This window comes from Streptomyces sp. NPDC096013, assembly GCF_044763565.1.
In the GTDB taxonomy this organism is placed as follows: Bacteria; Actinomycetota; Actinomycetes; order Streptomycetales; family Streptomycetaceae; genus Streptomyces.
The window spans coordinates 144,718-169,449 of sequence record NZ_JBIWGK010000006.1 but is presented as its reverse complement, the minus strand read 5'-3'; the positions used below and the strand labels follow the sequence as shown (position 1 = coordinate 169,449).

Sequence of the window (24,732 nt, the reverse complement as noted above, 5' to 3'; positions counted from 1 at the left end):
GCCGACTCATGGGGAAGGAACGCTGTATGGGCAACAACCCTGACCGCGGGCGGACGGTGACCACCGTGTTGGGCCGCAGGCTTGGTGGCGAACTGCTTCGGATGCGGGAGGCGCGTGACCTGAGGCAGGCACATGCCGCCGAAGCGCTGACGGCGTCCGTGACCAAGGTCGCGAAGATCGAGCGCGGTCAGGTGCCGATGCGCGATCCCGATGTCAGGGCGCTGTGCCACCTGTACGGCGAGAGCGACGAGGTGGTGATCGGGAAGCTGCTGGCCCTCGCCAAGGCGGACCGTGAGCGGCGCAAAGCCCACGGCTGGTGGAACCAGTACCCCCAACTGGAGGCGATGGTCGAGTACGTGGCGCTGGAGGACATCGCCACCAACATCCGAACATGGCAACTGGCTGTCGTCCCGGGGTTGTTGCAGACGCCGGATTACGCGCGGGCATTGGCGGTCGGCAACGGCCACTGGGAGGACCCGGATGAGATCGAGCCCTTTGTCGAGTCCCGAATGGCGCGCCAGGCTCGGCTGCATGGGGAGGCCCCGCTGGAACTGTGGGCGGTCGTGCATGAGGCCGCCCTGCGTCAACTCGTAGGCGGGCGTGAGGTCATGCGAGCCCAGCTCGGGCATCTGCTGGACATGACGCGCCGACCGAACGTGAAGCTCCAGGTGCTGCCTTACCTGGCTGGCGCGCATCCGGGGATGACGAGTGCCTTCACCATCGTGTCGTTCGCCGAACCCGGTGCCCTGGACGTGGTTCACGTGGATACCACCTCGTCGACCGTCTGGCTGGAGAGCGATACTGATGCCGACCACCACAACGGGCTCTTCGACCGGATCACGCGGTTGGGCCTGGCGGGGCAGAACTCGGTCAGACTGATCGACGCGATCCTGAAGGAGACGTAGCCGGCGTGCCCGCATTCGAGTTCGTCAAGTCCAGCTACAGCGGCGGAAATGCCGGTCAGGAGTGCGTCGAGGTCGCCCGCAACATCCCCACCACCATCGCCGTCCGGGACTCCAAGGCGCCCGACGGACCGATACTCCAGGTCACCCCCGCCACTTGGACCGCGTTCACCGCGCACGCGAGGGAACGACGAGGGTGAGTGATTCCGGCGACCTCCAGTGGGGTCAGGCCGAGCAGCGTGCCGTGCAGGGGGACGCATCGTATGTGCGTGAGCTGGGGGAGCAGTTGGTCGACCGGCACGTGGTCGCCGTACGGCAGGTACGAGAGTACGAGCGTCAACTGGCCAACGTGGTAAGGGTGCTGGCCTTCACACCGGGTCGGGACAGCCTGGTCAACCTCCTCCGGTTCCTCGACGAGAAGCGGCCGTCCACAGGCAGCCCGCGCCCCCTGCTGCCCTTCGTCGCCTCGGTCCTCGCGGAGCGCCACCATGTCGCCGACCTCGCGGCCGTCGTCTTCGAACCTCGCGGGCGGGAGTACCTGAACGAGCTGAGGGCCTGCCTTCTGCACGAGTTGGTGCTCCGTGGCGTGCGGACCGACACGTACCCGGCGCTGCGTTCCGCGGCGCACGTGCTACCCCCGTGGCATCCGCTGTCCTGGCTTCCGACGCACCGCATCGACGTGGAGTCAGGCGCCGACTTCCCGACCCGTTCGCTCAACGGCTCCTCCTACGGTGTACCGAGCCAGTTGCCCGCCGAGGGGCGCGTGGACCTGCCGACACCCCGTACGTCCGAGCGGTCCGCCCTGCGCGACACGGCCACGACGGACGTACGTGAGAGCATCGTCGCCGCCCCGCAGGCGGGCGAATGGGCTGACTTCGGCGCCTGGGTGTTCCCGCTGGACGAGGCCGTACCGCCCGAGCGCGTGCCGGCTCTGCTGCCGACCCTGCCCATGGGCTGCCTCGACGGGCTCGGCCCCACGGACCGCTTCGAGATCGCCGTCCGTCCGCTGGACGAGATCTGGCGGCTCCTCTTCGCCACGGCGTCGATGGGCGGCATGTACGACTCGGGCGTGCACGGCGCGTACGGCCGTCTGTGGGCATGGCGTTCGATCGCGGGGCTCAGCGGTGCTCCGGCGGGCGCGAGCGCGGAGGAGGTGGAGCATCGTGCCCGGCAGACCAACTGGTTCCACTTCGAGACCGACACGGACTGGTTCCATGGCGACATCGACTCCGACTACGGCATAGTCGCCCTCTCCCCCGACCACCGCCGGATCGCTGTGCTGGCGGCGACGGACACCGACTAGAGAAGCCACCGACTGGAGATTGCCGTACGGCGGCGAAGGGCGGACGGCAGAGGGGCCCGCCGCTGTGATGCGGCGGGCCCCTCTGTGCCTGTGCTGGTCAGGAAGCTGACTGGATGTCAGCCAAGGCGCGCGAAGCCGTAGTTGAGCAGCTTGGTCGCGTCTGTCGAGCGCTGGGTGACCGACGTCGACGCGAGGACCGTGCCGATGACCGTCTTGCCGTGGCGCGTGGCGGCGAAGACGAGGCAGTACTTCGCCTCGGGGCCGGAGCCGGTCTTCACGCCGATGGCGCCGCTGTAGCTGCTGAGCAGGGTGTTGGTGTTGGTCCAGGCAGCCATGGTGCGGGTGCTGCCGGTCTTGGTGATCGTCTTCGCCTTGTACGACTTGGTCTTGACGACCGTCCTGAACGTGGCGTTCTTCATCACGTTGCTGGCGAGCTTCGTCAGGTCGCGCGGCGTCGAGTAGTTGTTGCCGTTGCCGATGCCGTCGAACGAGTCGAACTTCGTGTTCGTCAGGCCGAGCGTCCTCGCCGTGGAGTTCATCTTGCCGATGAACGACTTGACGCGTGCGGCCCGGGTCGAGCCGGAGCCGTACTTGTCGGCCAGCGCGTACGCCGCGTCACAGCCGGACGGGAGCATCAGGCCGTAGAGGAGCTGGCGGACGGTGACCTTGTCGCCGACGATCAGGTGGGCCTGCGAGGCGTTCTTGGCGACCACGTAGTCGCTGTACGCCTTCTGGATGGTGACCTTCGAGTCGAGGTTCAGGTTCGACTGGGAGAGCACGACCTTGGCGGTCATGATCTTCGTGGTCGAGCCGGTGGACAGCTTGGTGTCCATCTTCTTGTTGAACAACGTCGACCCGTTGGCGTTGTTCATCAGGTAGCCGCCCTTGGCCACGATCGACGGCGCGGTGACGGCCTGCGCGGGTGCCGCGGTCAGGGCACCGCCCGCGAGCACGGCGCCTGCGGTCACGGTGACCGCGGCGGCTCTGCGGAAGCGGCTGCCCTTGATGCCGGTAATGGCAGTAATCAACTGAGGTACCCCGAATACGTTGAATGCCCCTGAGGAGCGGCCCAGTTGGAGGGGGGATGGAAGGGCCGCATGTGTGTGACACGTAACTAGCACAGAAGGTTGTGCGGTTGCTGCGCCGGGTCCACGAAGGTGTGACACACCCCGACACCCCGACATCCCGCCCCGGAGACACCCCCTGCCGACCGGCCGCGGAAAACGCGTCCCCGTAGAGGTGTCACCGTGGGGACACTCCCGTAGACGCGCACCGTCGTAGACGCCCCCCACCCCCCTCCCGGTTCCGTCCGCATCCTGGACGCCCGTCCTCATGCGTACGTGTTGTATCTATGCTGTCCTCATGCCGTCCCTGTCCCCGTCTCCGTCCTCCGCTCCGCCCCTCGCCGCCGCTGGTTCCTCCCCTGCCGCCGTCAAGCAGCCGCCCGCCGCCGACCGCGTCTACGCCCACGTCAAGCAGGGTGTCCTGGATCGGCGTTACGAAGGCGGCACCCTGCTCACCGAGGGCGAGTTGGCCGAGGCCGTCGGGGTCTCGCGGACGCCCGTGCGTGAGGCGCTGCTGCGGCTGGAGGTCGAGGGGCTGATCCGGCTCTACCCGAAGAAGGGCGCCCTGGTCCTGCCCGTCTCCTCGCAGGAGATCGCGGACGTGGTCGAGACCCGGATGCTGGTGGAGCAGCACGCGGTCCGCAAGGTCGTACCGGCGTCCCCGACGCTCATCGCCCGCCTGGAGGAACTCCTCGACCGGCAGAAGGAGCAGGCCGCAGCGGGGGATCTGGCCGGCGCCGCCGTCACCGACCGCTGCTTCCACGCCGAGATCGTCCGCAGCGGCGGCAACGAGATCCTCTCCCGGCTCTACGACCAACTCCGCGACCGCCAGCTCCGGATGGGCGTCGCCATCATGCACGCGCACCCCGACCGCATCGCCAAGACGCTCACCGAGCACGCGGCGATCCTCGACGCGCTGCGCACGGGGGACGCCGAGGCCGCGGCGGGAATCGTCCATCAGCACGTCGACTGGTTCTCCCACCTGGCTCGGGGCGAGGTCCGATGAGCAGCAGCAGTTCGAGTTCCGCTTCTTCGCTGTCCCTGCCCGGTGATCCGCCCGGCGGCCGACGAGCCGTCGCCGTGTGGAGCATCGGCGTCTCCGTCTACTTCGTCGCCGTCATCTTCCGTACGTCCCTCGGTGTCGCCGGCCTCGACGCCGCCGAGCGGTTCCACGTCAACGCCTCGGCCCTGTCGACCTTCTCGATCCTCCAGCTGCTGGTCTACGCGGGCATGCAGATACCCGTCGGCCTCCTCGTGGACAGCCTCGGCACCAAGAAGGTCCTGACGATCGGCGTCCTGCTGTTCACGGCGGGCCAGCTGGGCTTCGCGTTCTCCCCCTCCTACGGCACCGCCCTCGCCTCCCGCGCCCTGCTCGGCTGCGGTGACGCGATGACGTTCATCAGCGTGCTGCGGCTCGGCACCCGCTGGTTCCCGGCCCGCCGCGGCCCGATGGTCGCCCAGCTCGCCGGCCTCGTGGGCATGGCCGGAAACCTCGTCTCCACCCTGGTGATCGCGCGCCTGCTGCACGGCATCGGCTGGACGGCCGCCTTCGCGGGCAGCGCGCTCGCCGGAGTCGTGGTCCTGGTCCTGCTGCTTCTGTTCCTGAAGGACCACCCGGACGGGCACGAGCCGGAGCCGTTCCCGCACCGCGGCGCGGCCTACGTCCGCCGTCAGATCGCCGCCTCCTGGCGTGAACCGGGCACCCGCCTCGGCCTCTGGGTGCACTTCACCACCCAGTTCCCGGCGATGGTGTTCCTGCTCCTGTGGGGCCTGCCGTTCCTGGTCCAGGCCCAGGGCCTGTCCCGCGCCACCGCGGGCGAACTCCTCACCCTCGTCGTCCTGTCCAACATGGTCGTCGGCCTGGTCTACGGCCAGATCGTCGCCCGGCACCACACCGCGCGGCTGCCGCTCGCGCTCGGCACGGTCGGCGCCACGGCCCTGGTGTGGGCGGTCACGCTGCTCTACCCGGGCGAGCACGCGCCGATGTGGCTGCTGATCGTGCTGTGCACGGTGCTCGGCTCCTGCGGCCCCGCCTCGATGCTCGGCTTCGACTTCGCCCGCCCGGCCAACCCGCCGGAGCGTCAGGGCACCGCCTCCGGAATCACCAACATGGGTGGTTTCGTGGCCTCGATGACGACCCTGTTCCTGGTCGGTGTGCTTCTCGACGCGACCGGCGACAACTACTCGATCGCCTTCTCGGTGATCTTCGTCCTCCAGGCGCTCGGCATCAGCCAGATCCTCCGGCTGCGCAGCCGGGCGGCCCGCCGCGAGCGCGAACGGCTGGTGGCGAGCCGGGTGGAGACGGTGCACGTACCCGCGTGAGCGTCGTGACGACGTGACGACGTGACGTCGTGACGACGTGAGCGGCTGTCAGGCCGTCATGGGCGTCAGCGGTCATGGGCGTCAGCCGTCATGAGTGTCAGGTCGCCGTGAGTGTCAGGCGGCCACAAGCGTGAGGCTGCCGTGGGCGTCAGCCGTCATGGGCGTCAGGTCGTCGTGAGTGTCAGGCCGCCACGAGCGTGAGGTAGGCGATCCCCAACACGCCCCGGTAGCTCATCCACTGGGCCCGGTGCCGGTCGAGGCGTTCGCGGGTCGCGGCGGCCAGCGGGTGGCTGTCGTGCCCGGCGAGCCACACCTCGGCGTCCGCCTGGTACCCGGACTCGAACTCCTCCCACTCGTCCGCGTTCGCCGTCTCGGTCCACTCGGGGCGGAACCCGGCCGCCACGGCGAGATCGACGAGCGTCCCGAGGTCATGGTGTTCGCCGCTGTGCGCCCCCGGCCACATGCCGGCCAACTCGGCCTCCGTGGGCGGGCGTTGCCAGAACCCCTCACCGAGCAGCACACGCCCCCCGTCGCCGACGAGCCGCCGCAACTCCCGCAGGGCCACGGCGGTGTGCTCGGGGGCCTCCGCGTCGCTGAGAGCCTGGCTTGCTCCCAGGCACAGCACGAGATCGGCGGGCCCGCGCCCCGTCCCCACGGCCGACTCCTCGACGAACTCGACCCGCCCGGCCAGCCCCCGTGCCTCGGCGTTCCGCCGCCCGCGCGCCAGATCCCGCGCGTTCACATCGACCCCGACGCCCCGCGCCTCCGGTACGGCGGCCAGCACCCGGAGCAGCAACTCGCCCCAGCCGCACCCGATGTCGAGCACCGTACGCGGCCCCGCACCGGCCAGCCGCCGCACGATCCCGTCGGCCCGCGCCTCGGAGAGGGGGTTGTGAAAGGTGAGCCGGGTGAGCCGGGGAGGCCCGTCGCCGGGCTCGGCGGGCTCGGTACCGCCGGCGGTCTCGCTTCGGGGGGACATCACGTCAGACATGCGGCGGAGGCTACCGACAGCTGGCGGCCCGGCAACACCGAGTTTCCGCCCGGCCGCTCCAACTCCGCACCCGCTCCAACTCCCGGCGCCGTTCCACCGCCCCACGCCGTTCGCGCTCTTGGCGCCGCTCCCGCGCCCCCACGCCCAGCGCCGGTGCCGCTCGCAGCGCCGCCGCCGATCCCCGCGCGGTTCACGAGCTCAGCACCGCCGCCGATCCCAGCGCCGCCGCCGCCGCTCCCCGCGTCGCTCCCGCCCCGCGCTGTCCGCGCCCCCCGCGCCGCTCTCGCCGGGTGACCGCCCCGCTCCCCGCCGGTGACCGTCCCTACTTGGTCACCGTGAAGTTCCGCAGTATCGAAGCCGACAGCTCCGGATCGCCGTCCGCCTTGATCTTGTCCGACACCGAGTCGGGGGAGACCCGCCCGCAGGCCAGTCGTACGTACGTCTCCCAGTCGAGGATCAGCGTCGCGGCCGGGCCGAGGGCCGGGACCGTCTCCAGGGTGCCGCGGCCCTGGATGTCGACGCGGATCGTGCGGAGGAACTCGATCGGGCCGTGCACGTCGAAGACGACCGCCGAGCTGCGCGGTGCGCCCGAGTCGTCGGCGACGACCTTCGGGAGCGCGGCGAGGAGCACGTCACGGGCGACGTGCGCGCCGGGCGAGTCCAGGTTGCCGGGGCGGCCGAGGGCGGCGCGCAGGTCCTGCTCGTGCACCCACACGTTGAACGCGTGGTTCCGCATCGACTCTTCCAGCGTGACCTCGGTGCTGACATGGCCGCGCACCTTCGTGCCGGGGTCGCGCGACTCGTTCCGCAGCTGGCGGTTGCGGCGGATGATCGTGTACTCCAGCTCCGACGTCATCTCCGGTGCCGTGTGGTGACGCCGTACGTCGACCTGCATCTCCATGTACCGCTGGTGCTCGTTGGTGACGTGGTAGAGGTCGCGCGGGAGGGTGTGGATCGGGCGGGGGTCGCCCAGCATCTCGTTGTCCAGCCCGATGACATGGGAGACCACGTCACGCACCGACCAGCCCGGGCACGGCGTTCGCCGGTTCCACTCTCCCTCCGCGAGCGGGGTCACCAGCTCGGATATCGCGTCGATGGAGTGGGTCCAAGCGTCGGCGTAGGGCTGGAGAGTGGGATGCAGACTCACGGAAACGGGACCCCTCGGCGGTCGGTACAGGTCGGGTGGCGGGCGGCGTTGCCAGCGGGAGGTGGCTGTCGGCGGGTGTCTTAAAACGCTAAGTTACGCTGCTGTGAGGCACCCCGGCAGTGCTTTCGTGTGACGATCGTAGGCCCGTGTGAACGGCTCGAATGCCAGGACGGTGGTAGTGTGCGCGCCTCTCTCCTTCAAATCGCCGTAGAAGAGGGCGAATCGATCGAATCCCGTCGGGTTCGGGTGGCGTCCCTGGTGCGTGAGCAGGCCGGTGCGGACCTGGTGATCCTGCCGGAGCTGTGGACCACCGGTGCGTTCGCCTACGAGCGGTTCGCCGACGAGGCCGAGCCGCTCGAAGGTCCCACCTACGAGGCGATGGCCAAGGCGGCGAGCGACGCGGGCGTGTGGCTGCACGCGGGCTCGATCCCCGAGCGCACAGCATCCGACAGCGGCTCCGCCGCGGGCTCCGGCTCCCTCTACAACACGTCCCTCGTCTTCTCCCCCTCCGGTGAACTGGCCGCCGCCTACCGCAAGATCCACCGCTTCGGCTTCGACAAGGGCGAGGCGGTGCTGATGGGCGCGGGCAGCGAGCTGGTGACGGTCCGTCTGCCCGAGACGGTCATCGGTCTCGGCACCTGCTACGACCTCCGCTTCCCCGAACTCTTCCGCGGCCTCGTCGACGCCGGCGCCGAGACCCTCGTCCTCCCCGCGGGCTGGCCCGAGCGCCGCCGCTCCCACTGGACCCTGCTGGCCCAGGCCCGCGCGGTCGAGAACCAGTCGTTCGTCCTCGCATGCGGAACGGCCGGTACCCACGCCGGAGTTCCCCAGGCCGGTCACTCGATCGTGGTCGATCCCTGGGGCGAGGTCCTCGCGGAGGCGGGCGCGGGGGAGCAGATCCTGACGGTGGACTTCGACCCGGCGAAGGTGGCCGTGACGCGGGACCAGTTCCCGGCCCTCAAGGACCGGGTGCTGGGCCTGGAACGGCCGCGCCGCGCCGGGTGAGGAGCGGATTCCGGCAGGGGGCGTCAGTCCTCCCGTTCCTTCTCCGCCAGGTGGATCACGCAGACCGCCACCGCGATCAGCAGGGGCGCGTCCGCGTCCTCCCGGACGATGTCGACGCCGTAGGTCTCCCGGATGTGCAGCCAGCGGCGGGAGATCTGGGCGAGGAGTTCGCCATCGTAGTCGATGCCGAACTCGCGGTCCAGGATCTTGCCGCTGACGTCGAGTTCGGTGCCGTCGACCAGGGACACCTTGTAGTGGTTGCGCAGCAGGGAGAACCGCTTGTGCTTGATGGTCGCCAGGGGCTCGCCGTCCCGTTCGATGACCATCGTGTCGCGCAGGGCGAGCATCTTCTTGTGGAAGTCGATGAGCACGCGCCCGTGCGTGTCCTTCAGCTCGAAGGTGTCCCTGATGCGCATGGCCTTGCCGTCGACCAGGAACACCTTGTTGCCGTGCTGGTCCTCGATCCAGTAATCCTCACCGAAGCCGAGGATCCGATCGCGTACGAGGAATCTCATGCCCTTACGGCTTCCCCGGACGCGGGTCCGAAACGCCGCCGGTAGGCCGACGGGCTCAATCCGGTCTCCCTCCGCAGCCGCGTCCGGAGGTTCGCGCCGGTGCCCAGACCGCAGGTCGCGGCGACCACGTCGAGCCGTTCCTCCCCGCGCTCGATCAGCCGGCACGCGAGCGCCACGCGCTCCCCGGTCAGCCACGCCAACGGCGTCGTCCCGAGCTGCGCCCTGAACCGCCGGTGCAGGGTCGCGGGGGAGACGGCCGCCCGGGAGGCCAGGCCGGCCACCGTCAACGGCTCGCCCAGCCGCTCCCGGGCCCACGCGAGCAGCGGCGCGAGGGACTCGTCGGGCACATCGGGCAGCGGCCGTTCCACGAACTGCCGTTGCCCGCCGTCCCGGTGGGCCGCGAAGACGAGTCTCCTGGACACCGCGTTGGCGATCTCCGCGCCATGGTCACGCCGTACGACATGCAGCCCCAGGTCGAGCGCGGCGGCGCTCCCGGAGGCGGTGAGGACGTCCCCGTCGTCCACGAAGAGAACGTCCGGTTCGAGCCGCACGCGCGGGTGCAGGGTGCGGAAGAGCTCGGCCCACATCCAGTGGGTGGTGGCCCGGCGCCCGTCCAGCAGCCCCGCCTCGGCGAGCGCGAAGGTGCCGGTGCACAGGCTCATGACACGGGCCCCGCGCGCGTGGGTGCGCCGGATGGCGTCGAGCACGGCGGCCCCGCGCGGTACGACGTTGTCGGGGCGCCCCGGCACCACGAGGGTGTCCGCCGAGTCCACCGCGTCGAGATCGTGCGCCCCGGAGAGGGTGAAGAACCCGTGGTTCATCCGCACCTCGGGCGCGGGCGTGCACACGAGCACCTCATACAGCGGCCCGGGCAGCCCGAGTTCCGGCCGCGGCAGCCCGAACAGCTCGGTCGCGACGCCCACCTCGAAGGGGTTGGTGCCCTCGTCGACGATGACGGCGACCCGATGCGGGCGATGAGATCGAGGGGGGCGGTGCGGCTGCTGAGAGGATTCTTGCGGCATATGCGATTCCTAGCACTCGTGGAGCCGCCCCGGCACCCCGCAGGCTGATCCCATGACAGCCACCGAACCCGTCTCCCTCCCCGCCGCCCTCGCCTCCTTCGCCGACCGCTGGAGCCCCCGCATCGTCACCACCGTCAACGACTACGACGTCCGCGTCGCCAAGGTCGAGGGCGAACACCTCTGGCACACGCACGACCACACCGACGAGTTCTTCCTGGTCCTGGAGGGCGAACTGCATATCGCCCTGCGGGAGCCTGGCTCCGGCGAACGCACGGTCGTCCTCCCCAAGGGCTCCGTCTTCACCGTCCCGCGCGGCACCGAGCACAAGCCCTACGCCCCGGTCCCCTCCGAGATCCTCCTCCTCGAACCGACCGGCACCCTCACGGTCGGCGACCACCACGAGGCCGTACCGGACCACGTGGACGCGACGACGGGGCACGCGCTGCCGTGACTGTCAGTGGCGGGTGGCACTCTTGATCCATGACCGATGCAACCCCGGCCCCGACACCCCGCCGAGCCCGCGTCCGCGCCCCCGAGCTGACCGGCAAGGGCGGCTGGCTGAACACGGGCGAGAAGCGGTACACCCTCGCCGACCTGCGGGGCCGCATCGTCATCCTGGATTTCTGGACCTTCTGCTGCATCAACTGCCTGCATGTCCTGGACGAACTCCGTGAGCTGGAGGAGAAGCACCGGGACACGGTCGTGATCATCGGCGTCCACTCCCCGAAGTTCGCGCACGAGGCCGAGCACCGGGCGGTCGAGGACGCGGTCGAGCGCTACGGCGTGGAGCACCCGGTCCTGGACGACCCGGAGCTGTCCACCTGGAAGCAGTACGCCGTCCGCGCCTGGCCGACGCTCGTCGTCATCGACCCGGAGGGCTACGTCGTCGCACAGCACGCGGGCGAGGGCCACGCGCACGCCATCGAGCGCCTGGTGACGGAGCTGGAGACCGAGCACGCGGCGAAGGGCACGCTCCGGCGCGGCGACGGCCCGTACGTACCGCCGGAGCCCGAGCCCACCGTGCTGCGCTTCCCCGGCAAGGCGATCGCCCTCCCCGGCGGCACCTTCCTGGTCAGCGACACCACCCGGCACCAGCTGGTCGAGCTGGCAGCGGACGGCGAGAGCGTCGTCCGGCGGATCGGCTCCGGCGCCCGCGGCCTCCAGGACGGGCCGGCCGACTCGGTCACCTTCAGCGAACCGCAGGGCCTCACGCTCCTGGAGGACGGCTCGGTCGTCGTCGCCGACACGGTGAACCACGCGCTGCGCCGCCTCGACCTCACCACCGGCGCCGTCACGACCCTCGCCGGCACGGGCCGTCAGTGGATGCAGGGCGAGCCCACCGCGGGCCCCGCGCGCGAGATCAGCCTCTCGTCCCCCTGGGACGTGGCCTGGTGGCAGGGCAAGGTGTGGATCGCCATGGCCGGCGTCCACCAGCTCTGGGCCTACGACCCGGCCGACGACACGGTCGCCGTCACCGCCGGCACCACCAATGAGGGGCTCGTCGACGGACCCGGACCCGAGGCGTGGTTCGCCCAGCCCTCCGGACTCGCCGCGACCGCCGACCGCCTGTGGCTCGCCGACTCCGAGACGTCCGCGCTGCGCTGGGTGGATGCCGACGGCGCGGTCCACACCGCCGTGGGCACCGGCCTCTTCGACTTCGGCCACCGCGACGGACCGGCCGAACAGGCGCTGCTCCAGCACCCGTTGGGCGTCACCGCGCTCCCGGACGGCTCGGTCGCGATCAGCGACACGTACAACCACGCGCTGCGCCGCTACGACCCCGCGACCGGCGAAGTCACCACGCTGGCCACGGACTTGAGGGAGCCGAGTGACGCCGTGCTCGCCGGTGACGAGATCCTGGTCGTCGAGTCGGCCCGGCACCGGCTGACCCGGCTGCGCCTCCCGGACGAAGCGGTGCGGGTCGAGTCCGTCGCCCACCGCACCCGGCGCGCGGCCACCGAAGTCGCCCCCGGCGAGCTGCGGTTGGACGTCATCTTCCAGGCCCCGGCCGGCCAGAAACTCGACACGCGCTACGGCCCCTCGACCCGGCTCCTCGTCTCCGCGACCCCGCCCGAGCTGCTCCTCGCGGGCGAGGGCGCGGGCACGGACCTGCACCGCACCCTGACCCTCGACCCGGCCGTGGCGGAAGGCGTGCTGCACGTCTCCGCGATGGCCGCGTCCTGCGACGACGACCCGGCGAACGCGTATCCGGCCTGCCACGTCCACCAGCAGGACTGGGGCGTTCCGGTGCGCCTCGCCGAGGGCGGCGCGGACCGGCTCCCCCTGGTGCTGGCGGGGATGGACGACGACTGAGAGGGCCCGGGGCTGCCTCAGCCCCGGGCCCTCAACCGCACAAAGTCTTCACGAGGTTCACACAAGCGCCCATCGCGCACCGCGTCACGGATTGCTCTGGTTTGGGCGTGCATGTCCTGCCCGCCGACCGCTCAGGCGCCGTAGCCACCGCGGTAGCCGCGCGTCTCGTCCTCCTCGACGACCGTCGTCTGACCCGGAACCACCACGCGGCGGCGCTTGGCCATACTGGTGAACGTCACGACGCCGATCAGCCCGACGACCATGAGAATGACGCCGACCAGGTCGAGATTGACCCCCTGCATGTGCCAGTCGGTCGCGAACGTGAGGATCGCGCCGACGGCGATGAGGATGATGCATCCGCCCAGGCCCATGAGTGTCGCCTCCCTGTGTCCGGTCCGGTCGGCCCGGTCGGACACCGGGTACCCGGGGAAACAACACCCATGCGCCGGGCGGCGGTTGACTACCCTTCGAGGAACGCCCTCAGCGAGTTGGCCAGCAGGAACGGGTCGCTGTCGCCGCAGAGTTCGCGGGCGCTGTGCATCGAGAGGATCGCCACGCCGATGTCGACGGTCTTGATGCCGTGCCGGGCCGCGGTGATCGGGCCGATCGTCGTGCCGCAGGGCATGGAGTTGTTGGAGACGAAGGTCTGGAAGGGCACGCCGGCCTTCTCGCAGGCGGCGGCGAACACCGCGCGGCCCGAACCGTCCGTGGCGTAGCGGTTGTTGACGTTGACCTTGAGGATCGGGCCGCCGTTGACACGGGGGTGGTGCGTCGGGTCGTGCCGCTCCGCGTAGTTGGGGTGCACCGCGTGGCCCGTGTCCGAGGACAGGCAGACCGTCCCGGCGAACGCCCGCGCCCGGTCCTCGTAGGAGCCGCCGCGCGCGAACACCGAGCGCTCCAGGATTCCGCCGAGCAGCGGCCCGTCCGCGCCCGTGTCGGACTGCGAGCCGTTCTCCTCGTGGTCGAAGCCGGCCAGCACGGGGATGTACGGCAGGTTCTCGTGGGCGGCGGAGGTGAGAGCGGCGAGGCCGGCGTGCAGGGACAGCAGGTTGTCCATGCGCGGCCCGGCGACGAGCTCCTGGTCGCGGCCCAGGTAGGCGGGCGCCTCCACGGAGTGGGTCATCAGGTCCCAGCCGGTGACCTCCCCGGGCGCGAGCCCCGACTCCTCCTCCAGGAAGGCGATCAGGTCGCCGTCGCGGACGTCGTCACCGAGGCCCCAGATCGGCTGGAGGTGGCGCTGCTTGTCGAGCTTGAGTCCGTCCGCCGACACGGAACGGTCCAGGTGGATGGCGAGTTGGGGCACTCTGAGCAGCGGCCGGTCCACGTTCACCAGCCGGGTCGAGCCGTCCCGGAGGCTCAGCCGTCCGGCGAGGCCGAGATCCCGGTCCAGCCAGGAGTTGAGCAGCGGACCGCCGTAGATCTCGACGGCGACCTGGCGGAAGCCGTGCGCGCCGGTGTCGGGGCGCGGCTTGACCCGCAGGTTCGGGGAGTCGGTGTGCGCGCCGACGATCCGGAAGGGGGTGTGGGGGGCGGCGCCCTCGGGGACGAACCAGGCGACGATCGCGCCGCCGCGCAGCACGTACTTGCCGCCGATCCCCGCGGCGGCCGACGGCGTCCCGGTGTCCCAGGCGTCCGTCTCGGCGACCTGCCTGAAGCCGGCCTTCTCCAGCCGCTCGGCGGTGTTCGCCACGGCGTGGTACGGCGTGGGACTCGCCGCCAGGAAGGACATCAGGTCGTCGGTGTGGCCGCGGTCGAAGCGGGAGGGTTCGCTCATGGGGTTCACCTTAACGACGTACGAGGGCCCGCCCCCGGTGTCGGGAGCGGGCCCTCACAAGGGCGATGTGGGGTTTCGCGAAGCTGTACCGGTGTTGTCCTGGAACGTGTTCGCGGCCGCCTAGAAGGCCGCCTCGTCCAGCTCCATCAGGTCCAGTTCTACGCCCTCGGCCACCTTGCGGGCGAGGGTCACGCCGGGCAGAACCGTGGCCGCGAAGAACTTCGCCGCCGCGATCTTGCCGGTGTAGAAGGCCTTGTCCTTGGCCGGGGCGGTCTCCAGCTTCTCGGCGGCGATCGCGGCACCCCGGAGGAGCAGGTAGCCGACGACGACGTCACCGGAGGCGAGCAGCAGGCGGGTGGTGTTGAGGCCCACCTTGTAGATGCTCTTGACGTCCTGCTCGGTCGCCGCGAGGTCGGTCAGCATCAGGCCGACGATGGCCTCCAGCTCGACGGCCGCCTTGGCGAGGTGCTCGCGGGCGCCCGCCAGGTCCTCCCCGCCGGTGCCCAGCGCGAGGAACTTCTTGATGTCCTCGGCGAGGGAGTTGAGGGCCGCGCCCTGGTTGCGGACGATCTTCCGGAAGAAGAAGTCCTGGCCCTGGATCGCGGTGGTGCCCTCGTACAGGGTGTCGATCTTGGCGTCCCGGATGTACTGCTCGATCGGGTACTCCTGGAGGAACCCGGAGCCGCCGAAGGTCTGGAGCGACTGGGCGAGCTGCTCGTAGCCCTTCTCGGAGCCGTAGCCCTTCACGATCGGCAGGAGCAGGTCGTTCAGGGCCTCCAGGGCGGCGGTGTCCTCGCCGGAGGCCTCCTTGACCTGGATCTCGTCCTGGATCGCGGCGGTGTGCAGCACCAGGGCGCGCATGCCCTCGGCGTAGGCCTTCTGCGTCATGAGCGAGCGGCGCACGTCGGGGTGGTGCGTGATGGTGACCTTGGGCGCGGTCTTGTCCATGAAGTTCGCCAGGTCGGGGCCCTGGACGCGCTCCTTGGCGTACTCCAGCGCGTTCAGGTAGCCCGTCGACAGGGTGGAGATCGCCTTCGTGCCGACCATCATGCGGGCGAACTCGATGATGCGGAACATCTGGCGGATGCCGTCGTGCTTGTCGCCGATCAGCCAGCCCTTGGCGGGGTGGCGGTCGCCGAAGGTCATCTCGCAGGTGTTGGAGGCCTTCAGGCCCATCTTGTGCTCGACGTTCGTCGCGTGGACGCCGTTGCGCTCGCCCAGCTCGCCGGTCTCGAAGTCGAACTCGTACTTCGGGACGAGGAACAGGGACAGGCCCTTGGTGCCCGGTCCGGCGCCCTCGGGGCGGGCGAGGACGTAGTGGAGGATGTTCTCCGACATGTCGTGCTCACCGGAGGTGATGAAGCGCTTCACGCCCTCGATGTGCCAGGAGCCGTCGTCCTGCTGGACGGCCTTGGTGCGGCCGGCGCCGACGTCCGAGCCCGCGTCGGGCTCGGTGAGGACCATGGTGGAGCCCCACTGCTTGTCGACGGCGATCTTCGCGATGTGCTTCTGGACGTCGTTGCCCTCCTCGAAGAGGATGCCCGCGAACGCGGGACCCGAGGAGTACATCCAGACGGCCGGGTTCGCGCCGAGCACCAGCTCCGCGTAGGCCCAGATGAGGGAGCGGGGCGCGGTGGAGCCGCCGATCTCCTCGGGCAGGCCCAGCCGCCAGTACTCGGAGTCCATGAACGCCTTGTACGACTTCTTGAAGGAGGCCGGGACGGGCGCGGTGTTGGTCTCGGGGTCGAAGACGGGAGGGTTGCGGTCGGCGTCCGCGAAGGACTCGGCCAGCTCGTTCTCCGAGAGGCGTGTCAGCTCCGCCAGGACGCTCTTCGCGGTGTCCGTGTCCATCTCCGCGAAGGGACCGGTGCCGTACAGCTTGTCGCGCCCGAGGACCTCGAAGAGGTTGAACTCGATGTCGCGGAGATTCGACTTGTAGTGCCCCATGGCGACGACTCCGTAAGAGATATGTGCAACGAGATGTGTACTGAGCTGCGTATCGAGCTGTGTACCAAGCAGTAGCTACGATGATGCTACCCGTCGGTAATAAGAAGCAACCCCAAGCCGTCCATCTGTGACGAGGGTCTAACTCGCCGGGACCGGTACCTGTTCGTCGGTCGCGGTGGCGTTGACCAGCCCCGACCGGACCGGTACCCATGCACATGAGCGGATGAGAAAGCGGAGAAGCATGCGGAGCGAGGCCGGGCGGCGAGCGGCAGTACCCAAGTACCTCCAGGTCGCGGACGACGTCCTGGAGCAGATCAGGAGTGGTTTCCTCCGGCCGGGGCTGCAGGTCCCGAGCGAGAGCGAGCTGATGGCCCGCTACGGGGTGTCTGTGGGTACGGTCCGCAAGGCGATGACGGAGATCCGCGTCAGCGGGCTGGTGGAGACGCATCAGGGGCGAGGTTCCTTCGTCAAGGCGCGGGCCCTGACGTACCGGAAGTCGTCCGACCGCTTCCGCCGCTCGGACCGGTCCGCCGCGCAGGCCGCTTTTCCGGCGGAGGCGGAGTGGGCGGACGGCGAGGTGAGGGTCAGCGATCTGTACGCCGGGTCCGCCGACGCTCCGACGGACATCGCGCGCCGCCTCGGTGTCGACCCGGGGGCGACGGTGCTGGAGAGGCGGCGTCTGTACTTCAGCGACGGGGTTCCGGTCGAAGAGGCGACCTCGTACCTGCGCTGGGAACTCGTCGACGAGATCCCGCAGCTGCTCGCCGAGGATTCAGGTCCCGAGGGGATCTACGCGCGCCTGGAAGAACACGGCCTCGAGATCGCGGAGTTCGTGGAATCCGTGCGAGCCAGGATCGCGACGAAGCAGGAGTGCACCACCCTCTCGCTCAGCCCGGGAGCCGCGGTCATCCTGCTCACGCGTGAGGCGGTGTCCGCGGAAGGCCAGGTCGTCGAGGTCTGTGACACGGTGATGGCCGCGGACCGCTTCGTGCTTGAGTACCGCATCCAGGCCGCGGACTGAAGACCAAACCCGGGCGCCGAACTCCCTTACGAGTGAAACCGGTTGACTCGGCCGGTCAAAGGCGGCAGGCTGAAACGGCACTCATACACATGAGTGTATGGGTGAGGGGGAACGGGGCGACAGATGCCGACGGTCGGTGGCGACGACGCTCGACTGCTTCGCCTGGCAAGCCGGGACGATTGTCGGTGAGTCCGAGCGGCGGAGGGGAGAAGTCCCGGGTCCTGACGGCCGTGGTCCCCGTGTGGCTGAACCGGGCCGAACACGAACGGGCCCACCAGGCCTGCCACGCATCGGCGTTGCTGTGGAACAGAGTGGTGGCCTGGGTGCGGGGCGAGTGGGCCGAGGGACGTTCGCCGGGGCGAGAGGACATGCGGCGGTACGTGACCGCGCTGCCTTCCGAAGACCGTCCGCTACACGCGCATACCTCCCAGGCTGTCGCGTACGACCTGGCGGATGTGATCGCCACAGCCCGGACCAACAAGGCGAAGGGAATGCGCGGCGTGCGCCTCCCCTGGCGGAAGAAGGCGTACAGACCGCTGGTGTTCAGCGCCCGTTCGGGGTGGCGGGTCACCCGGGACGGAGAGCTGGCACTCTCGCTCGGGCGAGGCCGCGAGCGGATCGTCCTGCCGGTTCCTGAATTCACCGACAGGAACGGCGAGTTGGTCACCCCCGATCGCTGGGGTGAGATGAAGCTCTGCTGGGACGCCGGGGACCGCCGCTGGGCGTTGCACATCTCGCATCACCTCCCTGCGGACGGCCTGACGGACGCTCACGTCGGCGACGACTTCTGTGCCCGGACCCGCGTGGTGACCGTCGCGATCGACGAGGGCATCATCAACCCGATGACGCTGGCCGCGCGGACTCCGGACGGGGCGTACGAGGTCACGGTGATCAACGGGCGAACGGCCAGGGCGATCAAGCGGGAACGCAACAAGAAGCACGCCCAGTTGCAGTCCAAGCTCTCCCGCTGCCGCGAGGGGTCGGGCCGTCACCGTCGGCTCATGGCGGCGAAGGGGAAACTCGCCTCACGCACGAAACGGCGCCTGCGTGACTTCAACCATCAGGTGACGGCGAAGGCCGATCGGTTCGTCCGGCAGGTGACCGCTCAGCACGAGGAGGCGGCCCCGGACGGGATGCGGGTGGTGGTGCGCCTGGTCGTCGGGGATGTCCGGGGTATCGAGCGGGACACGGCGAAGAAGCGTCGTGCGTCCCGCTCGACCAGGCAGCAGCTGTCGCAGTGGGAGCGCGGCACTCAAGAACGCCAGCTCGCCTACAAGACCGGGTTGAAAGTACGGCATATCGGTGAGGTGAACTCCTCACAGACCTGCCCGTACTGCCTGACCCGTCGCAAGACACGTGGGCGGCGCTACACCTGCGTGAACGAGAACTGCGCTCTGGTCCTGCACCGGGGCGCGGTGGGCGGGGTGAACATTCACACCCTGGCCGTCAACGACGGGACGTTCGTTCCGGTTGCACCCGGGGCCATGATCCGGGTGAAGTATCTGCGAGCCGCTCCACGCTGGTCGCCGGACCAGCGGGAACGCCACGGCCGTCATCAGAAGGCGCGCAAGCGTGCCTGTCGAGACGATCGGCGGGAAGCCCGCAGTAGTGCCCGGAACCGGGCCACTCGAGACGGCCTGAGTGCCGATCAGGGTGTTGCTGTCGTCCCGCTCCGGCGGGACACCAAGAGCCGTGAACAAGGTGTTGCCACCCCACCGGGTGCCGACAGGGCGTACGCCCGCACCGACTGAACGCGCTCGTCGGACAGAAACTCCGGCCTGCGGCCGGAGAGGTTCACTCAGTACTCTTGCCCCCATGTACGGCTACGACCAGAACGTGGGCGCTCAGCAGGGGTACGTCCCGCCCCAGCAGCAGATGGCCGGTGGCGTGGGCGGATACGGCCAGCAGCCGCCGCTCTACCCCGAGCCGTCGCCGCCCTCGCTCGCGGACGCGGTGCGCGCGTTCACCACCGGGCAGATGGCGGCCGAGGACTTCCAGCAGGTCTTCGCGACCTCCAAGGTGTACTGCCCGCGCGGCGACAACCCGGGCTTCCTCGCGCTCCACAACACCCAGCAGCCGGTGATCCCGATGTTCACCTCGCTCAAGGAACTGCGCCGCTACGCCGGCAAGGAGTCCAAGTACTTCGTCATCACCGGCGCCGAGGTCATCGACCTGCTGCCGACGGGGTACGGCTTCGTCGTCGACATGGAGGGCGAGCACCGGATGGTGTTCGACGCGAAGGCGGTCGAACAGATGGTGGAGTTCGCCATGCGCCGGATGTACGGCTGACCGCTCCGCGGCGGTCGATCGCCCCGTCTCCCGTGTGAGCCCGGAGGGAATGCCCTCCGGGCTTCTTCTGTTGTGGGGTAGCAGAAAGTTCAACGCTCAACTAAACTCGACGCACAAGGAGGTCCCGACATGCCTGCAGTGACCGTAGAGAACCCGCTGACCCTGCCCCGCGTGGCCGCGCCGGCCGACGCCGTGGCACGTCCCGTGCTCGCCGTCTCGACCGCGCCCAGCGGTTTCGAGGGTGAGGGCTTCCCGGTGCGCCGCGCGTTCGCCGGGATCAACTACCGCCACCTCGACCCGTTCATCATGATGGACCAGATGGGTGAGGTGGAGTACGCGCCGGGCGAGCCCAAGGGCACCCCGTGGCACCCCCACCGCGGCTTCGAGACCGTCACTTACATCATCGACGGCATCTTCGACCACCAGGACTCCAACGGCGGTGGCGGCACCATCACCAACGGCGACACCCAGTGGATGACGGCGGGCGCGGGCCTGCTGCACATCGAGGCGCCGCCGGAGCAGCTCGTCATGTCCGGCGGTCTCTTCCACGGCCTCCAGCTGTGGGTGAACCTTCCGGCCAAGGACAAGATGATGCCTCCGCGCTACCAGGACATCCGCGGTGGCCAGGTGCAGCTGCTGACGACCCCGGACGGCGGCGCGCTGCTCCGCGTCATCGCCGGTGAGCTGGACGGCCATCAGGGTCCGGGCATCACGCACACGCCGATCACGATGATCCACGCGACGGTGGCGCCGGGTGCGGAAGTGACCCTGCCCTGGCGCGAGGACTTCAACGGCCTCGTCTACGTCCTCGCGGGCAAGGGCTCGGTCGGTGCCGACCGCCGTCCGGTCCACATGGGCCAGACCGCCGTGTTCGGCGCCGGTTCCTCGCTGACCGTCCGCGCGGACGAGCAGCAGGACGGCAACACCCCGGACCTGGAGGTCGCGATCCTCGGCGGTCAGCCGATCCGCGAGCCGATGGCCCACTACGGTCCGTTCGTCATGAACACCCGCGAGGAGCTTCAGCAGGCGTTCGAGGACTTCCAGAAGGGCCGGCTGGGGACGATCCCGGCCGTGCACGGAATGGGTGAGGGCGGCCTGTAAGCCCCACCGCGTGGAATGACCGAAGCCCCGTCCATGCCGGACGGGGCTTCGGTCTGTGCCGGTTCGGTTCGGCGTGACCGCCGGGTCGGGCGATGGTCAGCCGACCTGGACCTGGTCGGCCTGCGGGCCCTTGGGGCCCTGCGTGGTCGTGAAGGACACCCGCTGGTTCTCCTCAAGGCTGCGGTAGCCGCCCGAGTTGATCGCGGAGTAGTGGACGAAGACGTCCGGCGTGCCGTCGTCCGGCGCGATGAAGCCGAACCCCTTCTCGGCGTTGAACCACTTCACAGTTCCCTCAGCCATGCGATGTCTTCCCTTGAGCTGGACGCATTGAACGGAAAGTAACTGTACCGGCACTAAGAGTCGCGTCAGGAGGGGTCCAGGACGTTTCCGTTCACGCAGTGGTTCACGGTGTCGCCCACCCCGGCGCCGCCCACCGGCACCACGGCGAGTTCCTGGAAGCACACGGACGCCGCGCTGAAGTTCCAGTTGTTCGCGGCGTTCACACCGCTCCCGAAGTTCGAGTCGTTGTCGGCGTGCGCGGCGGGGGCGGCGAACGCGAGGGCGGCGGCGGGCAGCGCGGCCAGCATCATGATCTTCTTCATGCACCGCCAACGACCGACGGAAGCCCCCGGACACGCCACACCGCCGGTCCCGGCCCGCCGTCACCCGGGCGGCTCGTCCCGGGCGCCCGGCCGCCCGGTGCGTGATCGGGTGGGTGTGTGCAGCTCCTCCCCGATCCCGTACGACGGCTCGCCGCCTGGTGCGCCGTCATCCTGCTCGTCGCGGGTGTCGGCTACGTCGGAATCCGGCTCTGCGCCGAGCTGAAGACCGCGGTGACGCCCGTGCTGCTGGCGCTGCTGGGGACCGCGCTGCTCGGGCCGCTGTACCGGCGGCTGGTGAAGGCGCACGTGAACCGGTCGGTGGCCGCGATGATCACGTGTGTCGCGGTGGTCGCCGTGGTCGGCGGGGCCGTGTACATCGTGGTCGCCGCGCTGATCGACACCGGCGACCAGATCGTGTCCTCGCTCAAGAACGCGGGGAAGTCCCTCGCCGACCACTTCGGGGCCGCCGGCACCTCGGTGGACGATCTCGCGTCCAACGCCAAGGAGCTGCTGACCAAGTTCGGCGGTACGGCCGCCTCGAACGTCATCAGCGGGGTCAGTGTCGTCGGCGAGACCATCGCGATGGCCGTCCTGGCGCTGCTGCTCGTCTTCTTCTTCCTCCGCGACTCCGACGGCGCCGCCGGACTCCTGCGCTCGCTCGCCCCGCGCGGCACCGCCGATGTCGTCGAGGCCATGGCCCGCCGTGCCTTCGAGGGCGTCGAGGGGTTCATGCGGGGGACCACCGTCATCGCGCTGATCGACGCCCTCTGCATCGGCGTCGGGCTGCTGGTCCTGGACGTGCCGGGCGCGTTCGGCCTGGCCGCGCTCGTCTTCGTGGGGGCCTACATCCCCTACCTCGGCGCGTTCCTCTCCGGCGCGGTCGCGGTGCTGGTCGCGCTCGCCGACCGGGGTTTCGTGATCGCGCTGTGGGCGCTCGGGGTCGTCCTGGCCGTGCAGGTCCTCGAGGGACACGTGCTACAGCCGGCGATCCAGAGCCGGACCGTGCAGATGCACCCGGCGGTCGTGATGGTCGCGATCACCGCGGGCGCCTCCGTCGCCGGGATTCTCGGCATGCTGCTCGCGGTGCCGCTGACCGCCGCCGCCTTCGGGGTCGTGCATGAACTGCGGGAGCGCTACGCGTCCCAGGAACCGAACTCCGCGACGTCACCGGCGACCGCGCCGTCGCCCGAGCCGTCGGACTCGTAGAGCTCGAACCAGATGCTCTTGCCCTCGCCCCTCGGGTCGACGCCCCAGGTCTCGGCGAGGAGTTCGATCAGGAGCAACCCGCGCCCGGAGGACGCCAGTTCACCGGGGTGCCGCTTGTGCGGGAGATCGTCGCCTGCGTCCGTGACCTCGACCCGCATCCGCCGCCGGCCCACCTCGCCGGTCACCTCGACGGTCAGCAGGGCGTCGGCGTCGGTGTGCACGAGGACGTTGGTGAGCATCTCGGAGACGAGCAGCACCGCCGAGTCGACCTGGTCGGCGCCGGTCCAGTCGTGGAGGAGTTCCCGCAGCTGCTGCCGGGCCACCGCGATCCGCTCGGGCTCGGCCTGCGCGACCGTGAGCACCGTACGGCGGACCCTCGGCGGCACGCTGACGGTGTCGCCGCAGCCGCAGGTCTCGCCCTCCCGGGCCAGCAGGAGGGCGGCGATGTCGTCCTCGCGGCGGTCCGCGAGCGGACCGGTGGTGTGGTGCGAGGAGGGGCCGTGGACGGCCTGGACGAGCGCGTCGGCGAGTTCCTCCAGGTCGCCCTTGTGCTCCTCCAGGATCGTGCGGATGCGCTGCCAGCCGGTGTCGAGGTCGTGACCGCCGGTCTCGATCAGGCCGTCGGTGCAGAGCAGCATCGTCTCGCCGGGCTCCAGGGTGAGCGTGGTCGTCGGGTAGTCGGCGTCCGGGTCGATGCCGAGTGGGAGTCCGCCCGCGGTGGGCCGCGTCAGCACCGTGCCGTCCGCCATGCGTATCGCCGGGTCGGGGTGGCCGGCGCGGGCGATCTCCAGGACCCCGGTCGCCGGGTCGGCCTCGACGTAGAGGCAGGTCGCGAAGCGCGGGTCGGCCTTCTCGGCGTCGCCGTTGGTGATGCCGTGCAGGAAGCGGGAGGCCCGGGACAGCACGGCGTCGGGGCGGTGGCCCTCGGAGGCGTAGGCGCGCAGGGCGATGCGGAGCTGGCCCATCAGCCCGGCGGCGCGCACGTCGTGGCCCTGTACGTCACCGATGACGAGGGCGATACGGCCTCCCCCGGAGGGGGTGCCCCCGGGCAGCGGGATCATGTCGTACCAGTCGCCGCCGACCTGGAGGCCGCCGCCGGTCGGGATGTAGCGGGCGGCGACGCTCATGCCGGGGATCTCCGGGCCCAGGGTGGGCAGCATCGAGCGCTGGAGGCCGTCGGTGAGCTCGCGCTCGGATTCGGCGACGCCGGCGCGGGAGAGGGCCTGGGCGAGCATGCGGGCGACCGTGGTGAGGACGGACCGCTCGTCGGGTGTGAAGGCGACCGGGTAGGTGAAGGCGGCCATCCAGGCGCCCATCGTCCGCCCGGCGACGGTCAGCGGCAGGAACGCCCACGACTGCCGGTGGAAGTGCTGGGCGAGCGGCCAGGTGACCGGATAGCGCTCCTTGTACTGCTCGGGCGAGGACAGATAGACGGCACGGCCCGTCCGTACGACCTCGGCGGCGGGGTAGTCCGTCACCATCGGCATGTGCGAGAACGGGTCCTCGTCGCCCGGCTGGTGCCCGTGATGGCCGACGATCGTCAGGCGGTCGCCCGAGACGCCGAACACGGCGAGCCCGTCCGGTGAGAAGCCCGGCATCGACAGGCCCGCCGCGACCCGCAGCACCTCCGCCGTTGACCGCGCCTCGGCGAGCGCTCGGCCCGCGTCCAGCAGGAACGCCTCGCGGGAGCGCCGCCAGTCACCGGTGACCGCCGTCCGCCCGGCCGGGGTGCCCGGTGTGGGCTCGGTGACCTCCTGGAGGGTGCCGATCAGCTCGTACGACCGTTTCTCGGGGTTGTACGACGGCTTGGAGCGGCTGCGGACCACGCGGATGATCCGGCCCCGCTCGTCCATGATCCGGATGCGGACCTCGGCGAGGGTGCCCTCGGCGACGGCCAGCCCGACGACCCCCGTGATCTCGTTCCAGTCCACGGGGTGGAGTCGGGCCCGGGTCTGGGCCTCCGTGAGGGTGGTCTGTTCGGGGGGCAGCCCGAGCAGCCGTGCGGCCTCGGCGTCCACCGTGACCAGATCCGAGGCGGTATCCCAACGCCACAGACCGGTCGCGAGGGCGGCGAGTACCTCCCCCACGGCGGGCAGGGGCTCACCAGTGCGCATTGCCCCACTCTAAGAAGACGGGATCGAAACCTGCCACCGAGGGAGCCTCGCGTTAATGGTGGGGAGGCGATCAATGGGTGGCCGGTACCCTTGG

Annotated in this window: 24 protein-coding genes; 13 read left to right on the top strand and 11 right to left on the bottom strand. The window is 70.1% G+C overall.

Annotated elements, in window-relative coordinates; genetic code table 11:
* The first annotated feature begins 26 nt into the window (after positions 1-26).
* The 3 genes from ACIRB1_RS21580 to ACIRB1_RS21570 are packed head-to-tail and all read left to right on the top strand — an operon-like array spanning position 27 to position 2,205.
* Positions 27-905, top strand: coding sequence for a helix-turn-helix transcriptional regulator (locus tag ACIRB1_RS21580; protein WP_328830449.1), 879 nt, complete (start codon positions 27-29; stop codon positions 903-905).
* A gap of 5 nt (positions 906-910) precedes the next feature.
* Positions 911-1,102 carry a DUF397 domain-containing protein gene (locus ACIRB1_RS21575; protein WP_403466604.1) on the top strand — a complete coding sequence of 64 codons (192 nt, stop codon included), beginning with the start codon at positions 911-913 and terminating at the stop codon, positions 1,100-1,102.
* Positions 1,099-2,205 carry a DUF6183 family protein gene (locus ACIRB1_RS21570; RefSeq protein WP_403466603.1) on the top strand — a complete coding sequence of 369 codons (1,107 nt, stop codon included), beginning with the start codon at positions 1,099-1,101 and terminating at the stop codon, positions 2,203-2,205. Before ACIRB1_RS21575 ends, ACIRB1_RS21570 begins: the two co-directional genes overlap by 4 nt.
* A gap of 116 nt (positions 2,206-2,321) precedes the next feature.
* Here ACIRB1_RS21570 and ACIRB1_RS21565 read toward each other — a convergent pair whose 3' ends face one another.
* Positions 2,322-3,233 (bottom strand): serine hydrolase, encoded by a 912-nt coding sequence (locus tag ACIRB1_RS21565; RefSeq protein ID WP_352179947.1) that lies wholly within the window; start codon positions 3,231-3,233, stop codon positions 2,322-2,324.
* Between the two features lie 334 nt (positions 3,234-3,567).
* Between ACIRB1_RS21565 and ACIRB1_RS21560 the strand changes: the two genes are divergently transcribed.
* Together ACIRB1_RS21560 and ACIRB1_RS21555 are read left to right on the top strand one after the other, a co-directional pair.
* A complete protein-coding gene (locus ACIRB1_RS21560) occupies positions 3,568-4,275 on the top strand; it encodes a GntR family transcriptional regulator (protein ID WP_352179948.1) in 708 nt (235 codons plus the stop codon).
* Positions 4,272-5,591, top strand: a complete 1,320-nt coding sequence (locus tag ACIRB1_RS21555) for an MFS transporter (RefSeq protein WP_352179949.1) — start codon at positions 4,272-4,274, stop codon at positions 5,589-5,591. Before ACIRB1_RS21560 ends, ACIRB1_RS21555 begins: the two co-directional genes overlap by 4 nt.
* Positions 5,592-5,772: 181 nt before the next feature.
* Here ACIRB1_RS21555 and ACIRB1_RS21550 read toward each other — a convergent pair whose 3' ends face one another.
* Together ACIRB1_RS21550 and ACIRB1_RS21545 are read right to left on the bottom strand one after the other, a co-directional pair.
* Positions 5,773-6,570, bottom strand: coding sequence for an SAM-dependent methyltransferase (locus tag ACIRB1_RS21550; protein ID WP_403466832.1), 798 nt, complete (start codon positions 6,568-6,570; stop codon positions 5,773-5,775).
* Positions 6,571-6,904: 334 nt separating this feature from the next.
* Positions 6,905-7,729 (bottom strand): maleylpyruvate isomerase family mycothiol-dependent enzyme, encoded by an 825-nt coding sequence (locus ACIRB1_RS21545; protein ID WP_352179951.1) that lies wholly within the window; start codon positions 7,727-7,729, stop codon positions 6,905-6,907.
* A gap of 180 nt (positions 7,730-7,909) precedes the next feature.
* On the opposite strand from ACIRB1_RS21545, the gene ACIRB1_RS21540 reads away from it, so the two are divergent.
* Entirely contained in the window at positions 7,910-8,734 is an 825-nt protein-coding gene (locus ACIRB1_RS21540; protein ID WP_403466602.1) for a carbon-nitrogen family hydrolase, read from the top strand.
* 23 nt (positions 8,735-8,757) lie between these two features.
* Here ACIRB1_RS21540 and ACIRB1_RS21535 read toward each other — a convergent pair whose 3' ends face one another.
* Both ACIRB1_RS21535 and ACIRB1_RS21530 read right to left on the bottom strand, forming a co-directional pair.
* Positions 8,758-9,249, bottom strand: a complete 492-nt coding sequence (locus ACIRB1_RS21535; RefSeq protein WP_352179953.1) for an LURP-one-related family protein — start codon at positions 9,247-9,249, stop codon at positions 8,758-8,760.
* Positions 9,246-10,271, bottom strand: coding sequence for a GlxA family transcriptional regulator (locus ACIRB1_RS21530; protein WP_403466601.1), 1,026 nt, complete (start codon positions 10,269-10,271; stop codon positions 9,246-9,248). The genes ACIRB1_RS21535 and ACIRB1_RS21530 overlap by 4 nt, the downstream gene beginning before the upstream one ends.
* A gap of 52 nt (positions 10,272-10,323) precedes the next feature.
* Between ACIRB1_RS21530 and ACIRB1_RS21525 the strand changes: the two genes are divergently transcribed.
* Positions 10,324-10,722 carry a cupin domain-containing protein gene (locus ACIRB1_RS21525; RefSeq protein ID WP_352179955.1) on the top strand — a complete coding sequence of 133 codons (399 nt, stop codon included), beginning with the start codon at positions 10,324-10,326 and terminating at the stop codon, positions 10,720-10,722.
* Positions 10,723-10,751: 29 nt separating this feature from the next.
* On the top strand, positions 10,752-12,584 hold the full coding sequence (locus tag ACIRB1_RS21520) for an NHL domain-containing thioredoxin family protein (protein ID WP_352179956.1): 1,833 nt from the start codon (positions 10,752-10,754) through the stop codon (positions 12,582-12,584).
* A 131-nt stretch (positions 12,585-12,715) separates the two neighbouring features.
* Here the strand turns inward: ACIRB1_RS21520 and ACIRB1_RS21515 are convergent, their stop codons facing one another.
* From ACIRB1_RS21515 to ACIRB1_RS21505, 3 genes are all read right to left on the bottom strand, one after another.
* Positions 12,716-12,955, bottom strand: a complete 240-nt coding sequence (locus ACIRB1_RS21515; protein ID WP_352179957.1) for a DUF6458 family protein — start codon at positions 12,953-12,955, stop codon at positions 12,716-12,718.
* An 89-nt stretch (positions 12,956-13,044) separates the two neighbouring features.
* Positions 13,045-14,358 (bottom strand): M18 family aminopeptidase, encoded by a 1,314-nt coding sequence (locus tag ACIRB1_RS21510; RefSeq protein WP_352179958.1) that lies wholly within the window; start codon positions 14,356-14,358, stop codon positions 13,045-13,047.
* 120 nt (positions 14,359-14,478) lie between these two features.
* Positions 14,479-16,305 (bottom strand): acyl-CoA dehydrogenase, encoded by a 1,827-nt coding sequence (locus ACIRB1_RS21505; protein WP_403466600.1) that lies wholly within the window; start codon positions 16,303-16,305, stop codon positions 14,479-14,481.
* A 241-nt stretch (positions 16,306-16,546) separates the two neighbouring features.
* Between ACIRB1_RS21505 and ACIRB1_RS21500 the strand changes: the two genes are divergently transcribed.
* The 4 genes from ACIRB1_RS21500 to ACIRB1_RS21485 all read left to right on the top strand — a co-directional run bounded on the left by ACIRB1_RS21500 (position 16,547) and on the right by ACIRB1_RS21485 (position 20,716).
* Positions 16,547-17,326 (top strand): GntR family transcriptional regulator, encoded by a 780-nt coding sequence (locus tag ACIRB1_RS21500; RefSeq protein WP_352179960.1) that lies wholly within the window; start codon positions 16,547-16,549, stop codon positions 17,324-17,326.
* A 185-nt stretch (positions 17,327-17,511) separates the two neighbouring features.
* The gene (locus ACIRB1_RS21495) at positions 17,512-19,077 is read left to right on the top strand and encodes a zinc ribbon domain-containing protein (RefSeq protein WP_403466599.1); all 1,566 of its coding nucleotides are present in this window, start codon (positions 17,512-17,514) and stop codon (positions 19,075-19,077) included.
* A gap of 64 nt (positions 19,078-19,141) precedes the next feature.
* Complete coding sequence (locus ACIRB1_RS21490) at positions 19,142-19,615, top strand: SseB family protein (protein WP_019073480.1); 474 nt, start codon at positions 19,142-19,144, stop codon at positions 19,613-19,615.
* Positions 19,616-19,744: 129 nt separating this feature from the next.
* Positions 19,745-20,716 carry a pirin family protein gene (locus tag ACIRB1_RS21485; protein ID WP_352179962.1) on the top strand — a complete coding sequence of 324 codons (972 nt, stop codon included), beginning with the start codon at positions 19,745-19,747 and terminating at the stop codon, positions 20,714-20,716.
* Positions 20,717-20,812: 96 nt separating this feature from the next.
* On the opposite strand, the gene ACIRB1_RS21480 is transcribed toward ACIRB1_RS21485, so the two are convergent.
* The gene (locus ACIRB1_RS21480; RefSeq protein WP_352179963.1) at positions 20,813-21,016 is read right to left on the bottom strand and encodes a cold-shock protein; all 204 of its coding nucleotides are present in this window, start codon (positions 21,014-21,016) and stop codon (positions 20,813-20,815) included.
* Between the two features lie 65 nt (positions 21,017-21,081).
* Positions 21,082-21,318, bottom strand: coding sequence for a hypothetical protein (locus ACIRB1_RS21475; RefSeq protein WP_352179964.1), 237 nt, complete (start codon positions 21,316-21,318; stop codon positions 21,082-21,084).
* Between the two features lie 117 nt (positions 21,319-21,435).
* Between ACIRB1_RS21475 and ACIRB1_RS21470 the strand changes: the two genes are divergently transcribed.
* Positions 21,436-22,524 carry an AI-2E family transporter gene (locus ACIRB1_RS21470; protein WP_352179965.1) on the top strand — a complete coding sequence of 363 codons (1,089 nt, stop codon included), beginning with the start codon at positions 21,436-21,438 and terminating at the stop codon, positions 22,522-22,524.
* Here ACIRB1_RS21470 and ACIRB1_RS21465 read toward each other — a convergent pair.
* Entirely contained in the window at positions 22,452-24,638 is a 2,187-nt protein-coding gene (locus tag ACIRB1_RS21465; protein WP_352179966.1) for a SpoIIE family protein phosphatase, read from the bottom strand. The two genes, ACIRB1_RS21470 and ACIRB1_RS21465, sit on opposite strands and share 73 nt — an antisense overlap.
* Between the last annotated feature and the right edge of the window lie 94 nt (positions 24,639-24,732).